The organism is Hymenobacter nivis (assembly GCF_006439025.1).
In the GTDB taxonomy this organism is placed as follows: Bacteria; Bacteroidota; Bacteroidia; order Cytophagales; family Hymenobacteraceae; genus Hymenobacter; species Hymenobacter nivis_A.
This window is the reverse complement of the sequence record NZ_RCYZ01000001.1, coordinates 392,281-415,313: the sequence shown is the minus strand read 5'-3', so window position 1 is coordinate 415,313 and position 23,033 is coordinate 392,281. Positions and strand designations below refer to the sequence as shown.

The 23,033-nt window shown below is 63.5% G+C and carries 17 protein-coding genes; 12 read left to right on the top strand and 5 right to left on the bottom strand.

Annotation, left to right across the window (positions count from 1 at the left end; all coding sequences use genetic code 11):
- Positions 1-22 precede the first annotated feature (22 nt).
- The 9 genes from EAH73_RS01485 to ftsZ all read left to right on the top strand — a co-directional run bounded on the left by EAH73_RS01485 (position 23) and on the right by ftsZ (position 11,885).
- Positions 23-1,471 carry a UDP-N-acetylmuramoyl-L-alanyl-D-glutamate--2,6-diaminopimelate ligase gene (locus tag EAH73_RS01485; RefSeq protein WP_240047098.1) on the top strand — a complete coding sequence of 483 codons (1,449 nt, stop codon included), beginning with the start codon at positions 23-25 and terminating at the stop codon, positions 1,469-1,471.
- 37 nt (positions 1,472-1,508) lie between these two features.
- Positions 1,509-2,729 (top strand): phospho-N-acetylmuramoyl-pentapeptide-transferase, encoded by a 1,221-nt coding sequence (gene mraY / locus EAH73_RS01480; protein WP_140464527.1) that lies wholly within the window; start codon positions 1,509-1,511, stop codon positions 2,727-2,729.
- Positions 2,730-2,731: 2 nt separating this feature from the next.
- The gene (gene murD, locus EAH73_RS01475; protein WP_140464526.1) at positions 2,732-4,102 is read left to right on the top strand and encodes a UDP-N-acetylmuramoyl-L-alanine--D-glutamate ligase; all 1,371 of its coding nucleotides are present in this window, start codon (positions 2,732-2,734) and stop codon (positions 4,100-4,102) included.
- A 29-nt stretch (positions 4,103-4,131) separates the two neighbouring features.
- On the top strand, positions 4,132-5,331 hold the full coding sequence (locus EAH73_RS01470; RefSeq protein ID WP_140464525.1) for an FtsW/RodA/SpoVE family cell cycle protein: 1,200 nt from the start codon (positions 4,132-4,134) through the stop codon (positions 5,329-5,331).
- A gap of 77 nt (positions 5,332-5,408) precedes the next feature.
- Positions 5,409-6,497, top strand: a complete 1,089-nt coding sequence (gene murG, locus EAH73_RS01465; RefSeq protein ID WP_140464524.1) for an undecaprenyldiphospho-muramoylpentapeptide beta-N-acetylglucosaminyltransferase — start codon at positions 5,409-5,411, stop codon at positions 6,495-6,497.
- A gap of 57 nt (positions 6,498-6,554) precedes the next feature.
- Positions 6,555-7,955 carry a UDP-N-acetylmuramate--L-alanine ligase gene (murC, locus tag EAH73_RS01460; protein ID WP_140464523.1) on the top strand — a complete coding sequence of 467 codons (1,401 nt, stop codon included), beginning with the start codon at positions 6,555-6,557 and terminating at the stop codon, positions 7,953-7,955.
- Positions 7,956-8,066: 111 nt separating this feature from the next.
- Entirely contained in the window at positions 8,067-8,825 is a 759-nt protein-coding gene (locus tag EAH73_RS01455; protein WP_140464522.1) for a cell division protein FtsQ/DivIB, read from the top strand.
- Between the two features lie 84 nt (positions 8,826-8,909).
- Entirely contained in the window at positions 8,910-10,298 is a 1,389-nt protein-coding gene (gene ftsA / locus EAH73_RS01450; protein ID WP_140464521.1) for a cell division protein FtsA, read from the top strand.
- Between the two features lie 117 nt (positions 10,299-10,415).
- The gene (gene ftsZ, locus EAH73_RS01445) at positions 10,416-11,885 is read left to right on the top strand and encodes a cell division protein FtsZ (RefSeq protein ID WP_140464520.1); all 1,470 of its coding nucleotides are present in this window, start codon (positions 10,416-10,418) and stop codon (positions 11,883-11,885) included.
- Positions 11,886-12,034: 149 nt separating this feature from the next.
- On the opposite strand, the gene EAH73_RS01440 is transcribed toward ftsZ, so the two are convergent.
- From EAH73_RS01440 to EAH73_RS01420, 5 genes are all read right to left on the bottom strand, one after another.
- Positions 12,035-13,171 carry an acyltransferase family protein gene (locus EAH73_RS01440; protein ID WP_161599408.1) on the bottom strand — a complete coding sequence of 379 codons (1,137 nt, stop codon included), beginning with the start codon at positions 13,169-13,171 and terminating at the stop codon, positions 12,035-12,037.
- A 39-nt stretch (positions 13,172-13,210) separates the two neighbouring features.
- Positions 13,211-13,738, bottom strand: a complete 528-nt coding sequence (locus EAH73_RS01435) for an NADPH-dependent FMN reductase (RefSeq protein ID WP_140464518.1) — start codon at positions 13,736-13,738, stop codon at positions 13,211-13,213.
- A gap of 172 nt (positions 13,739-13,910) precedes the next feature.
- Entirely contained in the window at positions 13,911-14,666 is a 756-nt protein-coding gene (locus tag EAH73_RS01430) for a succinate dehydrogenase/fumarate reductase iron-sulfur subunit (RefSeq protein WP_140464517.1), read from the bottom strand.
- A gap of 139 nt (positions 14,667-14,805) precedes the next feature.
- Positions 14,806-16,740, bottom strand: coding sequence for a fumarate reductase/succinate dehydrogenase flavoprotein subunit (locus EAH73_RS01425; protein ID WP_140464516.1), 1,935 nt, complete (start codon positions 16,738-16,740; stop codon positions 14,806-14,808).
- A gap of 1 nt (position 16,741) precedes the next feature.
- Entirely contained in the window at positions 16,742-17,497 is a 756-nt protein-coding gene (locus tag EAH73_RS01420) for a succinate dehydrogenase cytochrome b subunit (protein WP_140464515.1), read from the bottom strand.
- Positions 17,498-17,753: 256 nt separating this feature from the next.
- Between EAH73_RS01420 and EAH73_RS01415 the strand changes: the two genes are divergently transcribed.
- The 3 genes from EAH73_RS01415 (at position 17,754) to EAH73_RS01405 (ending at position 23,017) form a co-directional block, all read left to right on the top strand.
- Positions 17,754-20,624, top strand: a complete 2,871-nt coding sequence (locus EAH73_RS01415) for a gliding motility-associated C-terminal domain-containing protein (RefSeq protein WP_161599407.1) — start codon at positions 17,754-17,756, stop codon at positions 20,622-20,624.
- 300 nt (positions 20,625-20,924) lie between these two features.
- A complete protein-coding gene (gene fabD, locus EAH73_RS01410; RefSeq protein ID WP_262711066.1) occupies positions 20,925-21,839 on the top strand; it encodes an ACP S-malonyltransferase in 915 nt (304 codons plus the stop codon).
- On the top strand, positions 21,836-23,017 hold the full coding sequence (locus tag EAH73_RS01405) for a hypothetical protein (protein WP_140464513.1): 1,182 nt from the start codon (positions 21,836-21,838) through the stop codon (positions 23,015-23,017). Before fabD ends, EAH73_RS01405 begins: the two co-directional genes overlap by 4 nt.
- Positions 23,018-23,033 lie beyond the last annotated feature (16 nt).

Sequence of the window (23,033 nt, the reverse complement as noted above, 5' to 3'; positions counted from 1 at the left end):
GATTTCACTCCCGCTCTTTTCCTTGCTCGCCGACGTAGCCGTGCTCCAGCAGCAGGGCCCCGCCGATGTGCCCATCACCGGCCTCACCCTCGACTCGCGGGAGGCGGGCCCCGGGGTGGCGTTCTGCGCCCTGCGCGGCACGGCCACCGACGGCCACAAGTTCATTGAGACCGCCGTGGCCCAGGGTGCGGCGGCCGTCATTTGCGAGGAGCTGCCGGCCGTGCTCAACCCCGGCACGGCCTACGTGCAGGTGGCCGACAGCGCCGGGGCCCTGGGCCTGGTGGCGGCGGCTTTCCACGGGCACCCCTCGCGCCGGCTCCAGCTGATCGGCGTGACCGGCACCAACGGCAAAACCACCTGCGCCACGCTGCTGCATCGCCTGCTGCGCGAGCTGGGCTACCACGCCGGCTTGCTGAGCACGGTGCAGAACCAGATCGACGAAACCGTGGTGCCCGCCACCCACACCACCCCCGACGCCATCCGGCTGAACGCGCTGCTGGCCCGCATGGTGGCCGCCGGCTGCACCCACGCCTGCATGGAGGTGAGCAGCCACGCCGTGGCCCAGCACCGCGTCACGGGCCTGCGCTTCGCGGGCGGCATCTTCACCAACCTCACCCACGACCACCTCGACTACCACGGCACGTTTGACAACTACTTGAAGGCCAAGAAGGGCTTTTTCGACGCGCTGCCCAAAACGGCTTTTGCCCTCACCAATGCCGACGACAAGCGGGGCCCCGTGATGCTGCAAAACACCGCCGCCCGCCGCGAAACCTACTCGCTGCGCGGGGCGGCCACGTTCCGGGCCCGCCTTATCGCCAACGAGGTGCACGGCCTATTCCTGGAAATTGACGGCCGCGAGGTTCAGTTCCGGCTCATCGGCGTGTTCAACGCCTACAATTTGCTGGCCGTGTACGGGGCCGCCGTGCTGCTGGGCGAAGACCCCACAGAGGTGCTCACCATCCTCTCGGGCCTGAACACGGCCCCCGGCCGCTTCGAGCCGGTGGTGTCGGCGGGCCAGCGCATCACGGCCATCGTCGACTATGCCCACACGCCCGACGCCCTGGAAAACGTGCTCCAAACTTTGCACCAGATTCGGCGGCCTGAGCAGCGCATCGTCACGGTGGTGGGCTGCGGCGGCAACCGCGACGCCGCCAAGCGCCCCGTGATGGCCGCCCTCGCCGCCCGCCTCTCCGACCAGGTGGTGCTCACCTCCGACAACCCGCGCTTCGAGGACCCGCTCGAAATACTGGCCCAGATGCAGGCTGGTGTGCTGGCCCCCGACGCCGCCCGCGTGCGCACCCTGCCCGAGCGCCGCGCCGCCATCCAAGCCGCCCTCGAGTGGGTGGGGCCCCACGACATTGTGCTGGTGGCCGGCAAGGGCCACGAGAACTACCAGGACGTGCAGGGCGTGAAAACGCACTTCGACGACAAGGAAGTCCTGCTCGAATTATTTGAAACTTTGAACAAGTAAAGCCGGGGGCCCCGCCCCGCTTTATTCGCCGTTGCCCATGCTCTATTACCTCTTCCGCTACCTCCACGACCATTTCCACATGCCCGGCACCGGGGTGTTTCAATACACCACGTTCCGGGCCGGCCTGGCGGTGGTGATTTCGCTGCTCATTGCTCAGATTTTTGGCGGCCGCCTCATCCGCCTGCTCCAGCAAAAGCAGGTCGGTGAGAGCATCCGCGACCTGGGCCTGCAAGGCCAGAACGAGAAAAAAGGCACCCCCACGATGGGCGGCCTCATCATTTTGCTGGCCATTCTGGTGCCCGTGCTGCTGCTGGCCCGCCTGCGCAACATCTACATCATCCTCATGCTGATAAGCACGGTGTGGCTCGGGCTGATTGGCTTCCTGGACGACTACATCAAGGTGTTCCGCAAGAACAAGGAGGGCCTGAGTGGGCGCTTCAAAGTGCTGGGCCAGGTGGGCCTGGGCCTCACGGTGGGCTGGGTGCTGTTTTTCTCGAACGAAGTAACTGTGCGCCAGTACCTGCTGCCCAACGGGGCCCTATCGGAAGTGGACGCCAGCAAAGTGTACCACGACGTGCACCTGATGATTACCACCGTGCCGTTCATGAAGAACAACGAGCTGAACTACGGCGACTTGTTCGCCACCGCGGGCACGTTTTTCAACGGCCTGTACAGCATCTTCTACATCCCCATCGTCATCTTCCTGATCACCGCCGTCAGCAACGGGGCCAACATCACCGACGGGCTGGACGGGCTGGCGGCCGGCACCTCGGCCATCATCGGCATCACGCTGGCCATTTTCGCCTTTGTGAGCGGCAATGCCTTGTTGGCTGATTACCTGGATGTTATGTTTATTCCGGATTCGGGCGAGCTGGTCATTTTCTGCACGGCGTTCGTGGGGGCCTGCATCGGGTTTTTGTGGTACAATTCGTACCCGGCGCAGGTATTCATGGGCGATACCGGCTCGCTGGCCCTGGGCGGCATCATCGCTGTGCTGGCCTTGATTGTGCGCAAAGAGCTGCTGATTCCCATTCTCTGTGGTGTGTTTCTAATTGAAAACCTGTCGGTTATCCTCCAGGTCAGCTACTTCAAATACACCAAGCGCAAGTACGGCGAGGGCCGCCGCATCCTGCGCATGTCGCCGCTGCACCACCACTACCAGAAGCTGGGCTACCACGAATCCAAAATCGTGTCGCGGTTCTGGATTGTGGGCATCATGCTGGCCGTCATCACCTTGGTTACCCTTAAGCTGCGCTAACTATGAACATTGTCATTCTCGGCGCGGCCGAAAGTGGGGTAGGGGCGGCGCTGCTGGCGCAGGCCAAGGGCCACGCCGTGTTCGTGTCGGACCGCGGCGCCATTCTGGCCAGCTACAAGGAAAAGCTGATGCAGGCAGGCATCGAATTCGAGGAAAACCAGCATACGCTGGCGCGGGTCCTGGCCGCCGATGAGGTGGTCAAGAGCCCCGGCATCCCTGAAAAAGCCCCGGTCATCCAGGCCCTGCGCGAGCAGCAAACGCCAATTATTTCCGAAATTGAGTTTGCGGGCCGCTACACCAAGGCCAAGTGCATCTGCATCACCGGCACCAACGGCAAAACCACCACCACGCTGCTCACCTACCACTTGCTGAAGGAGGCGGGCCTGAAGGTGGGCCTGGGCGGCAACGTGGGCCGCAGCTTTGCCGAGCAGGTCATCGCCGATGAGCACGACTACTACGTGTTGGAAATCAGTAGCTTCCAGCTCGACGATACCCATGAGTTTCGACCCTGGATTGCCGTGCTGCTCAACATCACTCCCGACCACCTCGACCGCTACAACTATTCGCTGAGCGAGTACGCCCACGCCAAGCTGCGCATCGCCCGCAAGCAGGACAGCAGCGGCTACTTTATCTATAACGCTGACGACGAGAACATCACGCGCCACTTCCAGGCCGCGCTGCGACCGGTGATGAAAATGCCTTTTGGTATGGAGCGCCGGGCCGACCTGCACCTTGCGGGCTACTACAAAGCGGCGACACAGCTTTGCGTGGACCTGCTGCCCGGCTATTACAGCGAAACCGAAACAATTAATACAGCGCAGTCGCCGCTCATTGGTGAGCACAATCGCCAGAACGTGCTGGCCGCTGTGCTGGCCGCGCGCACAGCGGGCGTAGGCATTGCCCAGATCGAAGGGGCCCTGGCCACCTTCCGCAATGCCGACCACCGCTTACAAGCCGTGGGCGAGGTTGCTGGGGTAGAATATATTAACGACAGTAAAGCCACTAACGTGGAAGCCGCCTGGTACGCACTGGAGGGCATCAAAACCCCAATTGTGTGGATTGCTGGCGGCACCGACAAGGGCAACGACTACTCGTCGCTCTTGGACCTGGCCGGCCAAAAAGTTAGGGCCCTGGTCTGCCTGGGCGTGGACAATGCCAAGCTACGCACCGCGTTTGAGGGCGTGGTGCCGCACCTGGAAGAAACCCAAAGCATGGCCGACGCCGTGCGCCGCGCGGGGGCCCTGGCCCAGCCCGGCGACGTGGTGCTGCTCTCGCCCTGCTGCGCCAGCTTCGATTTATTCAAAAACTACGAAGACCGCGGCCGTCAGTTCGCTGCCGCCGTGCAGGAATTACGCCCGTCTGAATCTGCGTAAATCAATATAATCTGCATAACCTGCGATTTATGGAAACCACTTTCCGGCCCAACTGGCTCCAGCGCAACCTTAAGGGCGACCCCATTCTGTGGGCCATTGTGCTCATCTTTTCCGTCATCAGCATCGCCGTGGTGTACTCGGCCACCGGCACGCTGGCCTACCGCAACGAAATGCGCGGCCGGCCCGGCTCGGCAGAGATGATTGTGCTCAAGCACAGCGGCCTCATCTTCATGGGCCTGGCCCTGATGTGGCTGGCGCACCGCGTCGATTACCGGCACTACTCGCGCCTATCGCTCTACGCGCTGCTGATTTCGGTGCCGCTGCTGCTGTTCACGTTTTTCGTGGGCGGCACCACCCTCAATGATGCCTCGCGCTGGCTCACCATTCCGGTTATCCACCTCACCTTCCAGCCCTCCGACCTGGCCAAGCTGGCCCTGATTTCGCACCTGGCCAGCATGCTCAGCCGCCGCCAGCAGCACCTGCACGATTTCAAATCCACGCTGCTGCCGGTAATGCTGTGGGTGGGCGTCATCTGCGGCCTGATTATTCTCAGCAATGCCTCTACGGCTCTGCTGCTGTTTGCCACCTGCATGCTGCTGATGTTCATTGGGCGCGTGCCGCTCAAGCAAATGGCCGTGATGGTGGGCATCGGCGTGGTGCTAGGCGGCGCGGGCCTGGCCGCCGGCCAGCGCCTGGGCACCGTGATGTCGCGCGTGTCGAGCTTCTCCGACCCTAATAAAAAGACGCCGTTCCAGCTTGAGCACAGCTACATCGCCATTGCCACCGGCGGCGTGGCCGGCAAGGGCCCCGGCAAAAGCACCGAACGCAACATCCTGCCCCACCCGTACTCCGACTTCATTTTTGCCATCATCATCGAGGAATACGGCCTGCTGGGCGGGGCCGTGGTGCTGCTGCTGTACCTGGCCCTGCTGTACCGGGGCCTGAAAACGGTGATGAACAGCTACGGCGCCTTCGGGGGCCTGCTTTCGGCGGGCCTCAGCTTCAGCCTGGTGCTGCAAGCACTGGTAAACATGGGCGTGGCCGTGGGCCTGGGGCCCATCACGGGCCTGCCGCTGCCGCTGCTGAGCATGGGCGGCACTTCGCTGATTTTCACCGGCATCAGCATCGGCATCATCCTGGCCGTGAGCCGGGGCGAGCCCGAAATTCGCCCCGTGGTGGGCTCCGACCCCGACGCGCCCCGCATCCCAAAAGTAGCGGTTAGCTATTAGCCGGTAGCTGTTCGCTTTTTTAATTATCATTGCACAAGCAGCTATCAGCCAATAGCTGATAGCCAACAGCTTAAACTATGCGAATCATAATCAGCGGCGGCGGCACCGGCGGGCACATCTTCCCAGCGGTGGCCATAGCCAACGAGCTGCGCCGCCGCCACCCCGACGCGGCTATCCTCTTCGTGGGCGCCAATGGCCGCATGGAGATGACGCGCGTGCCCGAGGCCGGCTACGACATCGTGGGCCTCGACATCAGCGGCTTGCAGCGCCGCCTCACGCCCCAAAACCTGCTGTTTCCGGTGAAGGTGTTCCGCTCGGTGCGCCGGGCTGGCAAGCTCATCGAAGATTTTTTGCCCGACGCCGTGGTGGGCGTGGGCGGCTACGCCTCGGCCCCGGTGCTGCTGGCCGCCGCCAGCCGCGCCATTCCGTCGCTCATTCAGGAGCAGAATTCCTACGCGGGCTTGGTTAATAAGCTGCTGGGCCGGCGGGTGGCGCGCATCTGCGTGGCCTACGAGGGTATGGAGAAGTTCTTTCCCGCCGATAAGGTGGTGCTGACCGGCAACCCCGTGCGGGCCGAAATTGTGGGCGGCGACCGGGCTGAGGCCCTGGCGTTTTTCGGCCTCGACCCGGCTAAGCAAACGCTGCTCGTGGTGGGCGGCAGCCTGGGGGCCCGCACCCTCAACCTGGCCACGGCCGCCGCCCTGGCGCGCCTGCAAGCCGCCGGCGTGCAGCTGCTCTGGCAAACCGGCAAGCTCTACTACCCCGAGGCCAAGCAGCAGGCTGCCCCCTACGCCGCCGACGGCCTGTTCGCCCACGAATTCATTCGCCGCATGGACCTGGCCTACGCTGTTGCCGATGTGGTAGTGAGCCGCGCCGGGGCCCTGTCGGTGAGTGAGCTGGCTCTCACGGGCAAGGCCAGCATCCTAGTGCCGTCGCCCAACGTGGCCGAAGACCACCAAACCAAAAATGCCCTGGCCCTGGTGGGGAAAGGTGCCGCCGTGCTCATCACCGACGCCCACGCCGCCGAGCGCCTCTACGACGAGGCCCTGCGCCTGCTGGCCGATGGGCCCCGGCAGCAGCAGTTGCAAGCGCGGGTGCGCGAGCTGGCCCGGCCCAATGCCACCACGGCCATCGTCGATGAACTATTGAAATTAATTAAGCAGTAATTTAATTAATTAAAGCGTCGCTGTTTCGATTTATTGTTTCTAATTAATAATTGCCACTTGGATCAGTTTCCGTACATTTTCTTCCTGGGCATTGGGGGCATCGGCATGTCGGCGCTGGCGCGGTGGTTTCGCGCCAACGGCCACCAGGTCAGCGGCTACGACAAAACCGCCACGCCGCTCACGCAGGCTTTGGAAGCGGAAGGAATTGCCGTGCACTACGCCGACGCGGTAGAAAATATTCCGGCCGCGGTGCGGGAAAACAAGGCGCAAACGCTGGTGGTGCTCACGCCCGCCATTCCGGCCGATAGCCGCGAGTGGGCCTGGTTGCGCGCCGAGGGCTACGACATCCGCAAGCGCAGCCAGGTACTGGGCGTGCTCACGCAGGGCCGGCGCACGATTGCGGTGGCCGGCACCCACGGTAAAACCACCACCAGCAGCATGGTGGCTCACCTGTTGCACCACGCCGGCCACGACGCCGGAGCCTTCCTGGGCGGCATCGCCGTAAACCTGGGCAGCAACCTGCTGCTGCCGCAGTCGCCCGGGGCCCCCGTGGTGGTGGAGGCCGACGAATACGACCGCAGCTTCCTCACCCTGCGCCCCGATGTGGCCATTGTGACTAGCACCGATGCCGACCACCTGGACATTTACGGCACCCAAGGGGCCCTGATTGATTCGTTTCGGCAGTTTGTGGGGCAAATCAAGCCCGGCGGCACGCTGCTCATCAACCACACCGCCGACCCCAGCGTGGCCGCGGCCGTGCCCGCTGGCACCCGCGTCATCCACTACGGCCTGGCCGCCGCGCCGGGCCGCGAGCTATTTGCCGCCGACGTGACGGCCCAGGGCCACGAGTTCCACTTCGACCTGCACGGGCCCCTGGGGGCCCTGCCAGGCCTGGCGCTGGCCGTGCCCGGCTTCCACAACGTGGAAAACATGCTGGCCGCCGCCGCCGTGGCGCAGATCGAAGGCCTAGATGCAGCACAAATCACGGCCGCCGTGGCCGCCTACCGGGGCGTGAAGCGGCGGTTTGAGTTTGTGGCCACGGGGCCCCAGGGGCAGGTGTACGTGGACGACTACGCCCACCACCCGCGCGAAATCGAGGCGTTTTTGCGGTCGGTGCGGGCCCTGTACCCGGGGCGGCGGCTGCGGGTAGTGTTCCAGCCCCACTTGTTCACCCGCACCCGCGATTTTGCCGAGGGTTTTGCGCAGAGTTTAAGTATTGCAGATGAGGTAATTCTGTTGGATATTTACCCAGCCCGCGAGCTGCCACTGCCTGGCGTCACGTCGGATATCATCCTGGCCGGCCTCACCAGCCCGCTCAAATCCATCCAAACCAAGGCCCAGGTGCTCGCCGGGGCCCAAACCGACCCGCTCGAAGTGCTGGCCACGGTGGGGGCCGGCGACATTGATACCCTCGTGCCAGAATTAAGAGCGATTTTTGCCGAGCGCTGGAAAAAATAATTAATTCCGCAACGCTAAATTTTGGCTTGGTAAAATTAAAATCAGCATCCAATTTTTGAATTCTGCGAAGCACAATAATTAATTTATTTCTTCGATTTCTTGCCGTTACTTATGCACCGCACCGTTCGTAATTTTTCAGTTGTTGTCGTTTGCCTCCTGGTGCTGGGCGGGCTGGGCGTGTTTGCGGCCGTGCGCCAAGCCCACCGGCCGGTGGGGGCCGTAGACGTGCGCATCGCCAACGAGTTTGATAATTATTTCATCAGCGAGCGGGGCGTGACGGCCCTGCTCACCAAGGGCGGGCAGGAGCCCGTGCTGGGCACCCGCCCCGAGGGCCCCCGGCTGCGCGAATTGGAAGCTCGCCTCGCGGCCCACCCGTTTGTGCGCACCGCCCAGGTGTACCGCGACCTTTCGGGCGACCTGCACGCCGACGTGACGCAGAACCGCCCCATTGCCCGCCTCACCCACCCCGACGCCCGCCTCGACACCTACGTGGACGCCGCCGGCCGGCCGCTGCCCCTCTCGCCCCTCTACACGGCGCGGGTGGCCACGGTGGCCCGGCCGGGCGGGGCGGCGCTGCCGGCCGATTTTTTTCAGGACAGCACGGGGCAACGCTGCCTCGGGTTTTTGCGTTTCGTGGACGAACATCCCTTTTGGCGGGCACAGGTGGCGGAGGTAATTATCGGGGCCGATGGACGCTTATCTTTCACTCAGCAAGTGGGCGACCAGCGCGTAGAGTTCGGGCCCCCGGACAACATTCCCGAGAAATTCGCTAAGCTTATGGTATTTTACCGCCAAATTCCTTCAGTCCTCGGGTGGGATACCTACCATCGGGTGAATGTGGAGTACCAGAATCAAATCATCTGCGAATAGCAATTCGCTGATATATAACTACATTGGGCGACGGCCCGCTCTTTTTTTTACCCGCCCCCACTGCTTTCGCCAGGCACCCCTCTCATGCAACAGGATAAAATCGTCGTCGGGCTCGACATCGGCACCACAAAAATCTGCGCCCTGGTGGGCCGCAAAAACGAATTCGGCAAACTCGAAATTTTGGGCATGGGCAAAGCCGTGTCGGAGGGCGTTTCGCGGGGCATTGTGCTCAACATCGACAAGACGGTGGATGCCATCCGCCGCGCCATCCGGCAGGCCGAAGAACAGTCGGGCATCAGCATCGGCGTGGTGAATGTGGGCATTGCCGGGCAGCACATCAAAAGCCTGCGCCACAACGGCAGCATCACGCGCAATTCGGCCGATACGATCGGTCCCGACGACGTAAACCGCCTCACCCAGGACATGTACCGGCTCGTGACGCAGCCCGGCTCGCAGATCATCCACGTAATGCCCCAGGACTACAAGGTGGACTACGAGGAAGGCATTGTGGACCCGGTGGGCTACGAGGGCGTGCGGCTGGAAGGCAATTTCCACATCATCACGGCCCAGAGCACGGCCATTAATAACATCAACAAGTGCGTGACGAAGGCGGGGTTGGAAATTGCCGACCTCATCCTTGAGCCGCTGGCCAGCGCCACATCCATCCTCTCGGAGGAGGAGAAGGAGGCCGGCGTGGCCCTGATTGACATTGGGGGCGGCACCACCGACCTGGCTATTTTCAAGGACGGCATCATCCGCCACGCGGCGGTGTTGCCGTTCGGCGGCAACATCATCACCCAAGACATCAAGCAGGGCTGCAACGTGGCCCCCGGCCAGGCCGAGCAGTTGAAGGTGAAATTCGGCAAGGCCATTGCCGAGGAAGCCAGCGACCACGAAATTGTGAGCATCCCCGGCCTGCCCAACCGCCCGCCTAAGGAGGTTTCGCTGAAGAACTTGGCCTTTATCATTGAGGCCCGGATGTCGGAGATTATGGAGCTGGTGTACGCCGAGATTTACCGCATGGGCCTGCACGACCAGCTTTCGGCCGGCATCGTGCTAACTGGCGGCGGCTCGCAGCTCCAAAACCTGGAGCAGCTCACCGAGTACATCACCGGCCTTGACACGCGCATCGGATACCCCAACCAGCACCTGGGCAAGAGCCGCATCGAAGCTGTGAAATCGCCGATGTACGCCACTACCGTGGGCCTTGTGCTCTCGGGCTATCAGGGCCTAGAGGAGCGCAGCCCGCGCTCGTTGTTCGACGAGGAGCCCAGCGCCTACGTGGTGCCGCCCGTAGCGCTGCCCGCGGCCCCTGCGCCGCAGGCCGCCTTGCCGGCGCGCCCAGTGGCTGCCCCGGTTCCTGAGCCCAAGAAAGAGCCCAAGCAGCCCAGCCGCGCCGCGGGCTTCTTTAAGGACATCCTCAGCCGCACCAAAGGGCTGCTGATTGACGACTACGACGATAAATCTTACTAAATCATTTAACAATTATCATTTATCATTTAACAACTGACATTTTTATTTCGGGGGCCCCAATTGGGGGCTGCGAGCGAAAATGTTAAATGTTAATTGCTAAATGTTAAATGAATTCATATGAATTACAAATTTGATATTCCTGCCCAGACCAAATCCATCATTAAAGTGATTGGGGTGGGCGGCGGTGGCTCCAACGCCGTGAAGCACATGCACAAGCAGGGCATCAAGGACGTGGAGTTTATCATTTGCAATACCGACCAGCAGGCCCTGCAAAGCTCGACGGTGCCCAACAAGCTCCAGATTGGGGTGGACCTGACCGAGGGCCTCGGTGCCGGCGCCAAGCCTGAGCGCGGCCGCCAGGCTGCGCTGGAAAGCAAGGAGCAAATCCGCGAGCTGCTGAACCAGGGTACCAAAATGCTCTTCATCACGGCAGGCATGGGCGGCGGCACTGGTACCGGGGCCGCCCCGGTCATTGCGCAAGTAGCGCAGGAACTGGGTATCCTGACGGTGGGCATCGTAACGGCACCCTTCCTGTTTGAAGGTAAGAAAAAGCGCCTGCAGGCCGAGGAAGGCATCAAGGAGCTGAGTGCGCATTGCGACACGGTGCTGGTGATTCTTAACGACAAGCTGCCCCAGATTTACGGCAACCTGACGATGAGCGCCGCCTTCGCCAAGGCCGATACCGTGCTGACGACAGCCGCCAAGTCGATTGCCGAAATCATTACGGTGACGAGCGACGTGAACGTGGACTTCGAGGACGTGAAAACGACCATGAAGCAGTCGGGCGCGGCCGTGATGGGCAGTAGCATCACCGACGGCGAAAACCGCGCCCGCCGTGCCGCCGAGGAGGCCCTGAACTCGCCGCTGCTCAACAACACCGACATCCACGGGGCCCAAAAAATCCTGCTCTCCATCATGTCGGGCATTGAGCACGAGTTGGAGATGGACGAGCTAACGGAAATCACCGAATACATCCAGGACAAGGCTGGGCAGGACGCGGAGATGATTTTCGGCCACGGCGTGGACGAAACGCTGGGCCAGAGCATCCGGGTGACGGTGATTGCCACGGGCTTTGCCCGCGAGGCGCACACCATCACCACGCCCGGCCAGCGCCCGGCCCCCGAAGCCGCTGCCGAGCCGGAGCGCCAGCCCGCGCCGCCCGCCAGCGCCGCTGGGGCCCCCGCCGCGCCCTTCGTGCCGAGCTTCGGCCCGCCCCCGGCCGAGCCCGCCCGCGTGCACCTCACCCTGGACGGCCCTGGCTTGACCGGCAACACGCCCCCGCTGACGGGCCAGCCCATTACGGGCCCCGGCGAGCCGGTGCTGCTGCCGGCCAACGCCACTACCGCCCCGGCCCGCCCGCGTCCCCTGGACGCCCAGGCTGAGGAGCGCCGCCGCCGCATGCAGGAGCTGAGCCACGGCCTGCCGCCCGATGCCGTGACGCAGTACGAGGCCCCGGCCTACCTGCGCCGCCAGGTGAAGCTGGAAACCGTGGTGCCCAGCTCGGAGCAAAACATTTCTCGTTTTAACCTCTCCGACGATAACGAGCTGCTGGGCGACAACCGCTTTTTGCACGATAACGTGGACTAGCTTAGGGCCCCTGGCCCAACGCACAACGGCCCGCCCTGAGTATTCGGGGCGGGCCGTTGCGCGTTTTAGTAGTTGCGCAAAAGCAAACGCCTCTCCACGCTTTTGGTTTTTTAGTGCTTACTCAACAGGGGATTTGGTTTGCGCGGGCCTCACGAAACGGTGCTCGTGGACGTGTAGGATAGGCGGTGCTTGAGGCGGTCGAGGGGGGCTTCCATCCACCGCCACGAGGCCGCCGTGATCAGCAGCAGCACCGGTGTGAGGAGCAGGGCCGTGGGCAGGGGCCCCAGCAACTCGGCCCGCGTGCCCGCCCCGGCAAACAGCCGGTACACCACCCGCTGGTAGAGCACCGGCAGCATCAGGTGGTAGAGGTAGCAGCCGTAGCTGCGCTGGCCCAGCCACTGCAAGGCGGGGTGCAGCAGTAGGCTGGGGCGCTGCCCTGCGGCCGGCCGGGCGGGCAGGCTCAACACCCAATTCAGGGTGAGGAACGCGGCCCCGCTGCCCACGGTGGGGTAAAGCAACAGCCAAAGGCCGTGGGCGTTGGTGAGGTGCGTGGCAAACCAAAAGGCCACCCAGGTCGCCCAGGCGAGGCAAGCCCACCGTCCCTGCGCCCACCGCTGCACTGCGGGCCGGCGCTCCACTAGCTTCAGCACCGCGCCCAAGGCAAACAGATCGAGGGAGGCCGGCAGGAGCACCAACACAAACCCCGACCCCTGGTGGGTGCCCCACCAAATGCGAAACAGCAGGCTGGCCACCGCAACGGCCAGAAAGGCGGCAGTGCGGCGGCCCACCACGGCCAGCAGCAGCGGCCAAAGCAAGTAAAACTGCTCATCGACGGCCATGGTCCAGAAGTGGCCCACGCCCTCGCCCCAGCGCTGCAGGCGGTAGAAGAGCAGGTTGGAAGCGGGCAGCAGAAACCAGCCCGGGTACTCGCGTAGGGTGGCCAGGGGCAGCAGGGCCCCCAGGGCCAGGGCCGCGTAGTAAGGCGGAATAATGCGCAGCACCCGCCGCGCGTAGAAGGTGCGCAAGGGCCCCCACCACCGGCGCGCTGGGCCCTGGTACAACCCCTGCTTCCAGGCGATGCCCGAAATAAGGTAGCCGCTGAGGACAAAAAACGTCAGCCGGCCCATTTCGCCCACTGGGAAGGGCAGCAGCGTCCAGTGCCCCAGCACCACCAGCCATACGGCCAGGGCCCGCACCCCGTTTAGGGCCGGGCGGTAGCCCGAGGGTAGGCTGCCGGGCACGGCAAGGCCCGCGGGAGCTGGCGCAACGGAAGCAGAATCAGACAAGCTAAGCAGGGGAGGGGGTGAGCAACGAACCCCGCAAAGCTAAAACGCCAGCAGCGCCGCCGCTTGCGTGCGCAGCAGCTCCATAAGTAGGGGCGTAGCCAGTTGCCCGTCGGCAGTCAACTCTTTGTCGATGAAGGGCAGGCGCACACGCTGGGGCAGCACGGCCGAGTCGAGGTACATGAGCACGTCGGTGAGGTGGCTCAGCGCCAGGCTACCGCCCTGGCTGCCGGTACCCAGGCCTACCAGGGCGGCCTTTTTACCGCGTAGGCCGCCGCGGTAGGGGAGGCCGTCGATGAAGAGCTTGAGGGCCCCGGGAAATGAGCAGTTGTACTCAGGCACGAAAAATACCACCTTGGCGCTGGCGTCGAGGCTGGCGGCGAGGTGGTTGAAGGCTTCGTGCTGACCAGCGTTGTGGTAAAGGGTGCTCTCCAGCGCATCGGCGGGCAGGTGAGCCAGGTCCAGGAGCTGGGTTTCGGCGCCTAATGCGTGCAGCAGCGTGGCGTAGAGCGTGGCCACGCGGCGGGCACGGGAGTTGGGGCGGTTAGTGCCGACAATTAGGGTAATCAAAGCAAAAGCGGATAAGGGAGCAAAAGTCAACGGTTAAACCGCTCCTACGACCGTTAGTTGTATGACCGTTGATAAGATGATATCGGGAATTCTACGACAAAAAGGGGGCAATGGCCAAAAAAAAGGGTGCACTAGCTAAGCTAGTGCACCCTTCCGGTACTTGCTTATGAGCTTATGCCAAATTATTTGACGTAGCCTTGGCAGTCAAGAACTCGCGGTTCAGGATGGCGATGTTCTCGAGCGAGATGCCCACCGGGCATTCGGCAGCGCATGAGCCAATGTTAGTGCATGCCCCAAAACCTTCGATGTCCATCTGCGCCACCATGTTCTCGACACGGGTTTTGCGCTCCACGTCGCCCTGGGGAAGCAGGGCCAGTTGCGATACCTTGGCCGACACAAACAGCATGGCCGATGCGTTCTTGCATGCCGCCACGCACGCGCCGCAGCCGATGCAGGTAGCCGCTTCAAACGCCCGGTCGGCAATGTCCTTCGGAATAGGAATCTCGTTACCGTCGGGGGCCCCGCCGGTGTTCACGCTCACGTAGCCGCCCGCCTGGATGATGCGGTCAAAGGCCGAGCGGTCCACGCTTAGGTCTTTGTTGATTGGGAAGGAGTTGGCGCGCCAGGGCTCTATGGTAATGGTGTCGCCGTCCGAAAACTTGCGCATGTGGAGTTGGCACGTAGTAGTGCCCTTCTCCGGGCCGTGCGAACGGCCGTTGATGAACAAGTCGCACGAGCCGCAGATGCCCTCACGGCAGTCGTGGTCGAAAGCCACCGGGTCTTCGCCCTTGTGTAGCAGGTCTTCGTTCAGCACGTCGAGCATCTCCAGGAAGGACATTTCAGGCGAAATGTCTTTCACTTGGTACTCCACAATCTTTCCCTGCGCTTTGGGGCTGGGCTGCCGCCATACGTTCAGGGTCAGGTTCATCGGTTTAGCGTTGGGGTTGGAACCGGCCATTTTCTCTCTAGCTGTTAGCTGTTGGCTATTAGCTGTTAGTTTTCATCAGAGCTATTAAACTATTGGCACAGAGCTAACAGCTAACAGCTAATGGCTAACAGCTGAAAAATTATTTGTAGCTGCGCTGGGTCAGCTTCACGTTCTCGAATTGCAGCTCCTCTTTGTTGAGGCGCTCAGGCTGGTTTTCACCCATGAACTCCCAGGCCGCTACGTAGGCGTAGTTTTCGTCGTCGCGCAGGGCCTCGCCCTCGGGGGTCTGGTACTCCTCGCGGAAGTGGCCGCCGCAGCTCTCGTTCCGGTCGAGGGCGTCGTCAATCATGAGTTCGCCGAGCTCGATAAAGTCAGCCACGCGGCCGGCTTTCTCCAGCGCCTGGTTCAGCTCCTCGTTAGTGCCGGTTAGTTTCAAGTCCTGCCAGAACTCGCGCTTCAGCTTCTGGATTTCGGCTTTAGCGTGAGTGAGGCCCTCGGCGCTGCGGGCCATGCCGCAGTACTCCCACATGATGTGGCCCAGCACCTTGTGGAACTGGTCGGGGGTGCGGTTGCCTTTGATGCTGAGTAGCTTGGCGGTGCGTTCCTGCACTGCTTTGCCGGCCTCGGCAAAGGCGGGGTGCTCGGTGTTCACCGGCTTGGGAGCCGTTTTGGCGAGGTAATCGCCGATGGTGTACGGAATCACGAAGTAGCCGTCGGCCAAGCCCTGCATGAGGGCAGAAGCGCCGAGGCGGTTAGCGCCGTGGTCGGAGAAGTTGCACTCGCCGGCGGCGTACAGGCCGGGCACGGTGGTTTGCAGGTTGTAATCCACCCAGAGGCCGCCCATGGTGTAGTGCACCGCCGGGTAGATTCGCATCGGCAGCTCGTAGGGGTTCTCGTCAGTGATTTTCTCGTACATCTCAAACAGGTTGCCGTACTTCTGGCTCACTGCTTCGGCGCTGGTGCGCTGGATGATGTCGGCAAAATCGAGGTACACGGCTAGGCCGGTGCTGCCCACGCCGCGGCCTTCGTCGCACATCTGCTTGGCGTTGCGCGAAGCCACGTCGCGCGGCACTAGGTTGCCAAAGGCGGGGTACTTGCGCTCCAAGAAGTAGTCGCGGTCGTCCTCTTTCAGATCCTTCACCTTGATTTCGCCCTTGCGCAGACGCTCGGCTAGCTCCTTGGTCTTGGGCACCCACACGCGGCCGTCGTTGCGCAGCGACTCCGACATCAGCGTCAGCTTCGACTGGTAATCGCCCGACACCGGGATGCAGGTAGGGTGAATCTGGGTAAAGCAAGGATTGGCGAAGTACGCGCCCTTTTTGTGGGCACGCCAAGCGGCGGTTACGTTGCAATACATGGCGTTCGTGCTCAGGTAGAACACGTTGCCGTAGCCGCCGGTGGCCAACACTACTGCGTGGGCAGCGTGGTTTTCGATGGCCCCCGTCAGCAGGTTGCGGGTCACGATGCCAGCGGCTTTACCGTCAGCCACTACCAGGTCCAGCATCTCGGAGCGGGTGTGCAGCTTCACTTTGCCGTAGGCCACCTGGCGGCTTAGGGCTGAATAGGCCCCCAGCAGCAACTGCTGCCCGGTTTGGCCGCGGGCGTAGAACGTGCGGCTCACCTGGGCCCCCCCGAAGGAGCGGTTGGCCAGCAGGCCGCCGTACTCGCGGGCGAAGGGCACGCCCTGGGCCACGCACTGGTCGATGATGCTTACCGATACCTGGGCCAGGCGGTACACGTTGGCTTCGCGGGCGCGGTAGTCGCCGCCCTTGATGGTGTCGTAGAACAAACGGAATACCGAGTCCCCATCGTTCTGGTAGTTCTTAGCCGCGTTGATGCCGCCCTGGGCCGCGATGGAGTGGGCCCGGCGCGGCGAGTCGTGGTAAGTAAAGGCGTGAACGTTGTAGCCCAACTCGGCCAGCGAAGCGGCGGCAGCGGCCCCAGCTAGGCCGGTGCCCACTACAATCACGTCGTACTTGCGCTTGTTGGCAGGATTGACGAGCTTAACGTTGAATTTGTGCTGGTCCCACTTCTCGGCTAGGGGGCCTTCGGGCGATTTTGAATCGAGAAACATATTATTTCAGGGCTAGCGTGAGGGAGTGGACCAGGGGCGACACGGCCGAAGTGAGCTGGCCGTTGTCGTCCGTAAACAGGAAGAAGTAGAGGGGCATTGCCGCAAAGGCCGCCGATACCACCACGGCGAAGCCGTAGCCCACAGCCTTGATGAGCGGGGTGTACTTGCGGTGATTCAGGCCCAGCGTCTGGAAGCCCGAGCCGAAGCCGTGCCACAGGTGGTAGCCCAGCGAGAACTGCGCGGCCACGTACAGCAGCACGTACCACCACACGTGGAACGACGACACAACGGCCATATAGAGGTTGTCGTAGTCGCGGGTTTCAACGTCGGTGCCACCAATCTTGTCGAGGCCGCCGAAGCGGGCGCGCCAGAAGAAGTTGTAGAGGTGAACGATGAGGAAGATGAGGATGAGGCTGCCCAGGATACCCATGTTGCGCGAGGTCCACTCCGAGTTCTGCTCCGAGTGGTTCACCACGTATTTCTGGGGGCGGGCGGCCTGGTTGCGGCGCGTCAGCATCAGCGCCTCGTAGATGTGGAAGCCAAAGCCCAACACCAGGCCCCACTCGATGGTGCGGATGATGGGGTTGGTACCCATGAAATGCGAATAAATGTTGAAGGCCGTCCCACCGTCGTGCTTGAACAGCTGCAAGTTGCCAATGAGGTGTACCACCAGAAACGTACACAGGAACAAGCCCGTGAGAGACATGACAATTTTGCGCCCGATGCTACTGGAGAAAGTTTTGGAAATCCAACTCATAAAACGGTCCGCAGGGCGGAGAAATAGTAGGTTTGTGCTGCCCAAAGGTAGGGCCGAGGGGCTAAGCGGGCAAAAAAACCAGGCCGTTGGCCCGCACGCGCCGGGGGCAGTGAATTTATCGGGGGAGCCTGTCGTTGGCGGCGTTGTGGGCTGGCTAAGTAACCAGCACGGGCAAAAAAAAGTTAGCTTCGCACACAGGTTTATTACGGGCCCGCGGCGGGACGGCTGGCGGGCCCTCAATCACAACGAAACGGTTATGAAGGCACTTTCCGCAATTTGGTACAATTGGCAGTTGGCCACCTTTGGGTTGTTGTTGGTGCTGGGGGCCCTGCTGCCGGGCACGGCACGCGCCTCCCACATCCGCGCTGGCAACATCGAGGCCAAGGTGGATACCACGGCTGCCCACAACCCCAACCGGATCTTCTTCAAGCTGATCATCTACCAGGATTTGTCGCCGGCCAGCGCCGACCAGCCAACGGCCACTTTGTACTTCGGCGACGGTACTTCGCAGACGGTAAACCGCGTATCTGGTACTGGTAATAAACAGGTGATTCCGATTGCTGGCAGCCCCGATACCGGCCTCGATGTCTTTTACTTCGACCATACCTACCCAGCGGCGGGTAAGTTTACTGCGAGTTTTATTGGCGAAAACCGCAACCAGGGCATCTTAAACTTTATTGGCACACAGTCTAATACGCAGTCCTTCTACGTCAGCACCGCCCTCACCATCGATCCGGCGCTGGGCCTCAACCGCAGCCCCATACTGCGCACGCCGGCCGTAGACAAGGCTGGCCAAAACCAAGTGTATTTGCACAATCCCGGGGCCTATGATGCTGACGGCGATTCGATGGTGTTCAAGCTGCGCCCTTCGCAGCAAGCCCCGTCGACGCCTACCAACAATAGGCCGGTGCCGGCCGTCATCGCCGGCTTTGTGTATCCCGACAAAACGCCGGGCAACGCCAACGCCAGGCAAGTGCCTTACAACGGGGTACCTGCATCCAACGGATCGGGGGCGGCCATTTTCCAGCAGGACTCACGCACTGGCCAAATTACGTGGAATGCGCCGTTGCAAACCGGTTTTTACAACGTAGCTTTTGAAGTGCAGGAATGGCGGAGGATAGATGGATTTCCTGCGCAACAGATTGGAACGGTAATACAAGACATACAGATTATCGTAATACCCACCAACAACCTGCGGCCCATCCTCACGATTCCGCCCGACCTGTGCGTGATAGCCGGCACTACTGTGACCGGCACCGTGACGGCCACCGACGGCAGTGCCGCGGGCAGCGCCGCGCCAACCCCCGTTACCCTGAATGCCTACTCGGGCATTTTGCCGCCGGCCGTGTTCACGCAAAGCGCCAAGGGGCCCCCCACGGCCACTGGCCGCTTCACCTGGGCCACCGATTGCAGCAACGTGGCCAAGGAGCCCTACTCGGTCGTCTTCCGAGCCCAGGACAGCCCGCCCAGCCCCGATTTCCCGCTGGTGGACGAGCAGGTGTGGCGCATCACTGTGGTGGGGCCCCCGCCCCAAAACCTGCGCGCCGTGCCCGCCGGCAACCAAGTGACCCTGACCTGGGACCGCTACATCTGTTCCAACGCCAGCTTCATCCGCATTTACCGCAAGGAGAACTCGTCGAACTTCGTGCCGGGGCCCTGCGACACGGGTATTCCGGCGAGTGCGGGCTACACGCTGGTGGGCTCGGTAACGGCTGATTTGTCGGCCTTTAAGGACGACAACGCGGGCCGGGGCCTCGACCGGGGCAAGACGTATTGCTACCGCATCTACGCCGATTTCCCGTTACCCGCGCTTGGGGCCAGCATTGCCTCGGCCGAAGCCTGCGCCACTGTGGGCGGCTCGTCGGCGCGCCTCAAGAACGTAGACGTGGACCAGACCAGCGCCACGGGCCAGATTACGGTGCGGTGGTCGCCGGCCAAGCTGGCCACCACGCAGCTGCTGAACACGCCCTCGGGCTACCGCCTCTCGCGGGCCGTGGGCCTGTCGCCGGCCGCCACGGCCTACACCGTGGTACGCGCCACGCCGTTTTCGCTCACCGATTCGGTGTTTGTGGATACCAACGTCAACACCGCGGCCAACCAGTACACCTACAAGCTCGACCTGTTCTACGCCTCGGCTGCGGGCAGCACCACCGAGATTGTGGAGCCCGCTGGCACGGCCAGCAGCGTGCGCACCGCGCTGGTGCCCGACAGCCCCAACAAGCAAATCACCGTGAACTGGACCTACCAGACGCCGTGGGACAACACCAAAAAGCCCACCCTGGTATTCCGCAGCGGCACGGCCGGGGGCCCTTTCGCGCAAGTAGGGTCGGTGACGTCGACCACCGCCGGTGGCACCTTCGTGGACAAAGATCCCGCCCTCGTGAAGGGCAACACCTACTGCTACTACGTGCAGACCAATGGCCAGTACAACCCCACCGGCTACCTCAGCGAGCTGCTCAACAAGAGCCAGATCATCTGCACCACGCTGACCGACCAGCCCTGCGTGCCGGTGCTGTCGCTGGCCTTAGTGAACTGCGACAGCCTGGCCCGCAACCCGCCCAGCGACAACCAGACCTACGCTAATTCCCTGCGCTGGACCGCCAGCGCCGTGCCCACCGGCTGTAGTGCACCCATTGCCTACTACCGTGTGTTCTACCGGCCCACGGTCGATGGGGCCCTGGCACTGCTCGACTCCACCAATACCATGAGCTACGTGCACCGCAACCTACCCGAGCTGGGCGGCTGCTACGCCGTGCAGGCCGTGAGCACGGGCGGCTTGCGCAGCGCCCTCAGCAACGTGGTGTGCCAGAACAATTGCCCGTTCTTCATCCTGCCCAACATCTTCACGCCCAACGGCGACGGGGTGAACGAAATCTTCCAGCCCAAGTCGGCCAGCCCGCTGCGGAGCGTGCACTTCAAGGCGTTCAACCGCTGGGGGGCGAAGGTTTTTGAGAGCACCACCACGTCGCGCATCTTCATCAACTGGGACGGCGGCGGGGCTGTGGGCGAAAGCGGCAGCAGCGGCAAGGTATCGGACGGCCTGTACTACTACCTGGCTGAAGTCGAATTTGCCGACGCCGCCAACACAAAAATCACCTACAAAGGCTGGGTGCAGATTGTGCGGTAATTGCTGAGCTTTTAGCTGATAGCTTTCCATTCGCAGGCAACTAAAAGCCGGGCGGATTCCTCACGGGAGTCGTCCGGCTTTTGCTTTTTAGGGGCCCCACGGCGGGGTGATAAATCCTGGCCCGGATAGCTTTTTAGGGCCCCCGCGGCGGCCAGCGGGGCCCCAGGCAGCGGCCCCGATTTGGTGGGCCGCGGGCTTTTGTGCAGCTTGCGCCCCGCTTGCCCCGGGCGGGCGCGGCACCGCCGCCCGCCGCCCGGGGCCCTCTTTCCACCCACTTTCCGCCCCCGCGCTTCCTTCTCCGTGACCCCTTCTTCTTCGTCTTCGCTGCCGGCTCCGGCTTTTGTATTTCCGGGCCAGGGCAGCCAGTTTCCGGGCATGGCCCGCGAGCTGTTTGATAACAACGACGCCGCCCGCCAGCTCCTCACCCAGGCCAACGACATTCTCGGCTTTTCGCTCACCGAGCTGATGTTCAACGGCTCGGAGGACGACCTGCGCCGCACCGACGTGACGCAGCCGGCCATTTTCGTGCACTCGGTGGCCCAGTTTGTGGCCGTGCCCGGGCGGGCGGTGGGCATGGCCGCTGGCCACTCGCTGGGCGAGTTCTCGGCCCTGGTGGCGGCCGGGGCCCTCGACTTTGCCGATGCTCTGCGCCTGGTGGCCCGGCGCGCCCAGGCCATGCAAGCCGCCTGCGAGGAGCAGCCCGGCACGATGGCCGCCATCCTGGGCCTGGCCGACGACGTGGTGGAGCGCATCTGCCAGGAAATCAGCGCCGGGGGCGACGTGGTGGTGGCCGCCAACTACAACTGCCCCGGCCAGCTGGTGGTGTCGGGGGCGGTGCGCGGCGTGGAGCTGGCCTGCGAGCAGCTGAAGGCCGCCGGGGCCAAGCGCGCCCTGCTGCTGCCGGTGGGCGGCGCCTTCCACTCGCCCCTGATGCAGTCGGCCGCCACGGCCCTGGGCGAGGCCATCGAGAAGACGACCTTCCGCGAAGCCCGCTGCCCCGTGTACCAAAACGTGGACGGCCAGCCCCACCAAGCCCCCGCCGAAATCAAGGCCAACCTGCTGGCCCAGCTCACGGCCCCCGTGCGCTGGACGCAATCGGTGCAGCGCATGGCCGCCGATGGGGCCCTGGAGTTTGTGGAGTGCGGCCCCGGCAAGGTGCTCCAGGGCCTGGTGAAGAAGATTGTGCCCACGGCCACCGTCGCCTCGGCGCAGTGAGGCCAGCGGCCGGCCCGGCCCGTGCTTACCACTGGGCGCTGGGCCTCGCGGCGCTGGTCGTGCTGGGCCTGTACGGAGTGCTCAGCCAGGGCGGGTTTGGCGGCACCGCCGACTCGTACAGCTACCTGTCGGCGGCCCGCAGCCTGCGCGCCAGCGGCCAGCTGCTGGGCCCCGACGGGCTGCCCTACCGCCTGTGGGGGCCCCTGTACCCGGCCCTGCTGAGCGTATTCGGCTCGTTTGGGGCCATTCGTAGCCTGTATGCCCTGGCTTTGCTGGGCCACTTGCTGCTGTGGAGCAGGGCGGGCCGCCGCTTGCTGCCAGGGCCCCGGGCCGGGGCGCTGCCCCTGGCCCTGGCCCTGAGCACGGCCGTGCTGGTGCCAGCCAAGTTCATCTGGTCGGAGCCGGTGTTCTTTCTGCTGGCCGCCGCCTACAGCGGTGCGCTGCTGGCCTGGCTGCGCACCAACAGCGGCCGGTGGCTGGGCTGGGCCACGCTAGTTGGGTGCTTGCTGCCCTTGCAGCGCACCTCCGGGGCGTTTTTGCTGGTAGGAGCCGGCGTGGCCCTGCTGGCCAACGGGGCCTGGCGCACGCGCAGCCGCTGGCAGTTGGTGGCGCACGGCCTCGGCTGCGCCAGCGGGGAAGTGTTGTGGAGCATCCACGCGGCGCTGGCGGGGCCCCGCGTCGTGCGGATACCCGGCGGGTGGTCCATGCTCGCCGAGCTACAGGCCCAGTACGGGTTTGTGATGCTACGCTGGTTTGGGCCCCTGGCCGCGGGGTGGTACGGGGCCGTGCCCTATGCCTGGTGGGCGCTGGGCCTGGTGGGCCTGCTGGCGTGGCTGTGGCCAGGCGGCCGGCCGGGGCGCGTGCCACTGTCGTCGGCCACGGCCGCCTTGCAGCTGTGCTGGTGGCTGGTCGTGGCCAACGTGTTGGGCCACATGGTGGCCGTCACCTTCCGGCTGGGCACCGGCGGGGTGCACGACGCCGAACGCTACATGGCCCCGGTGGCCGGCCCCATGCTGCTGCTGGCCCTGGCCCGGTGGCCGGCAGCCGGCCCGGTGCGCTGGCGGCAGGTGCTGAACGGCCTGGTGCTGGCCGCCTGGCTGGGCTACTCGGCCCTGCGCGTGGGCCACAACGTGGCCGAGCTGCGCCTGCGCCCGCCCCTAGTAGGGCCCCGGCGCTGAGCCAAGAGCCTTAAGC

Excerpts from the sequence above, each read along its gene's own strand:
- mraY (WP_140464527.1), top strand. The coding sequence starts at position 1,509 with ATGCTCTATTACCTCTTCCGCTACCTCCACGACCATTTCCACATGCCC.
- murD (WP_140464526.1), top strand. The coding sequence starts at position 2,732 with ATGAACATTGTCATTCTCGGCGCGGCCGAAAGTGGGGTAGGGGCGGCG.
- EAH73_RS01470 (WP_140464525.1), top strand. The coding sequence starts at position 4,132 with ATGGAAACCACTTTCCGGCCCAACTGGCTCCAGCGCAACCTTAAGGGC.
- murG (WP_140464524.1), top strand. The coding sequence starts at position 5,409 with ATGCGAATCATAATCAGCGGCGGCGGCACCGGCGGGCACATCTTCCCA.
- EAH73_RS01455 (WP_140464522.1), top strand. The coding sequence starts at position 8,067 with ATGCACCGCACCGTTCGTAATTTTTCAGTTGTTGTCGTTTGCCTCCTG.
- ftsA (WP_140464521.1), top strand. The coding sequence starts at position 8,910 with ATGCAACAGGATAAAATCGTCGTCGGGCTCGACATCGGCACCACAAAA.
- ftsZ (WP_140464520.1), top strand. The coding sequence starts at position 10,416 with ATGAATTACAAATTTGATATTCCTGCCCAGACCAAATCCATCATTAAA.
- EAH73_RS01430 (WP_140464517.1), bottom strand. The coding sequence starts at position 14,666 with ATGAACCTGACCCTGAACGTATGGCGGCAGCCCAGCCCCAAAGCGCAG.
- EAH73_RS01425 (WP_140464516.1), bottom strand. The coding sequence starts at position 16,740 with ATGTTTCTCGATTCAAAATCGCCCGAAGGCCCCCTAGCCGAGAAGTGG.
- EAH73_RS01420 (WP_140464515.1), bottom strand. The coding sequence starts at position 17,497 with ATGAGTTGGATTTCCAAAACTTTCTCCAGTAGCATCGGGCGCAAAATT.
- EAH73_RS01415 (WP_161599407.1), top strand. The coding sequence starts at position 17,754 with ATGAAGGCACTTTCCGCAATTTGGTACAATTGGCAGTTGGCCACCTTT.